Origin of the sequence: Clostridium sp. DFI.1.208 (assembly GCF_024463855.1) — a bacterium.
In the GTDB taxonomy this organism is placed as follows: Bacteria; Bacillota_I; Bacilli_A; order Erysipelotrichales; family Erysipelotrichaceae; genus Clostridium_AQ.
Genome location: NZ_JANGCA010000134.1, coordinates 1 through 1,877, shown reverse-complemented (window position 1 = coordinate 1,877; position 1,877 = coordinate 1). Strand labels below are relative to the sequence as shown.

Annotated in this window: 2 protein-coding genes; both read right to left on the bottom strand. The window is 32.8% G+C overall.

Annotated elements, in window-relative coordinates:
- Positions 1–76 precede the first annotated feature (76 nt).
- Positions 77–1,477 (bottom strand): IS4 family transposase, encoded by a 1,401-nt coding sequence (locus tag NE665_RS23600; RefSeq protein ID WP_181968948.1) that lies wholly within the window; start codon positions 1,475–1,477, stop codon positions 77–79.
- A gap of 25 nt (positions 1,478–1,502) precedes the next feature.
- The gene (locus NE665_RS23595) at positions 1,503–1,715 is read right to left on the bottom strand and encodes a hypothetical protein (protein WP_117445112.1); all 213 of its coding nucleotides are present in this window, start codon (positions 1,713–1,715) and stop codon (positions 1,503–1,505) included.
- Between the last annotated feature and the right edge of the window lie 162 nt (positions 1,716–1,877).

The window sequence follows — 1,877 nt, the reverse complement described above, 5'->3', positions numbered from 1 at the left end:
GGTACACAAAAACTCATTGATTATGCGTTAGAATTTTTCAAAATTACTGATATCTGGATAAATCAACTTTTCTTAACTACGGTTGAGTAGTTCTTAGTTTCCCATGACTATAAGAAGTCCTAGGCCAATTCCTCCCATCTAACCTGAAACGAATAGGACTGCTGCAGGTGACAATTCTTCCCCACCGTTGATTGTGCCTGCCTGGGCGTATAGGTATTTTAATTTTATGTATCAATATTATAGCCAAGTCTATTAACTTCTCTATAGCTTTACCATTACAAGATCTAATCCAGCGACATAGATTGTTTTCACTCATCAGTTTGCTTAATTGGACTATATTCGTAGTATACTTATAGATGTTACTCTTATTTTTATCCTCTAAAATCAACATATCATTTAATTCTTTCCGTATGATTCCGATTAAATTGTGATAGATTACTTTTGCATATATACAACACATTTCACAATCACAATCTTCACTGAAAAAACGTTCCCATTCATAATTTGTTTTTAATGTCTTATAAGAGCTTTCAATATCCCAGCGTTTTGCGTATAGGGATACGATTTCATTAGTAGAGAATTCTTTTTCGCTTAAATTTGTAAAGTATATAAGGTCTGTATGGTGGATGTTTCCTTTTTTATCGGTATAAGTATAAGATTTTTTGACTACACGAATCTGGATAGTTGGGTTTCTCTGAAATCGTTCTTTTGCTATATCATACTTTAATCTTTTCAGCCAAGTTTTATCCAGTTTAACTTCTATCCACTCATCATTCGATTTCATTTGTGATACATATTTTTTGAAAAAATTAGATTTACCACGAATACAATATTGGAAACCATATGATTCCAATATTGCGAATAATTCTATACAGCCATAGTATCGGTCTGCTAAATATATAGTTTTCCTCCCATCAAATAATGAATGACAGTTTGTAAGATGTTCAATAGCGATCGGTATCTCTGATTTTTTATATGGATTCATAGTGAAATTAACGATAAATCCATTGGTTATATCGTAGAATGCTGCTGAACGACTCGTTGCTTTCTGCGCCGCATCTTTATTACGGATAAATTGGTTGGTCACAAAGCCAAATTGATTTAAAGCTTTCTTTGAAGGGCGGAGTTCATTGGCAGTACCATCTTCTGAGAGCAGGATGTAACCTTTATAAGTTTTAACCAAATCAGATTCATAGAAAAAACGAGCAAAAGTATGAATCAAATCGGAAAATACATCAGGGTTGACTTTTTTTAGTGCTTTGAAAGCAGCTTGTTTACTAATACGGAGATTGGTTTTTCCAATATCACTATAATATTTAGAGAGTTCAGACTGTGTACAGTTTTCAGAACGAAAGATTAAGTAAAGTAAAACATCATACCATGGAAATTTGAAAATACGCACAAAATCATTAGGATGCTTTCTGGTTAGGTGACGGACTTTTTCACAGCGGATGTAACTACCGAACTTACCAAGCAAAGAAGAAATCCTTGCCTGGCATGACTTAACTACGGTTGAGCTCATCATTAAAAATTTTATTAGGATCACCTTTACCAAAAGCAGCCTTTAAATAAGGGATGCGATCTTTTTCAAATTGACCAAGTTTAACTACAGTACGATGTTTTGGAATACCATTTTCGTCCCTATAAGATTCTACAAGATCGCAAAAGAAGGTATTTTTTTTACCTTTGTTGTTTGGAATAACACGCAAGAACATAAAAATCACCCCTTTACTTAACTACATTATAGCATATAATATATATTAAAAAATATTTATATAATATACTCTTAACTACAACGATAGTGAGCGATTAATGAAGTGATTTCTGATAGGAATAAAAAATAGCATCAACCAAATTTCCTTAGGTTGATGCCATTG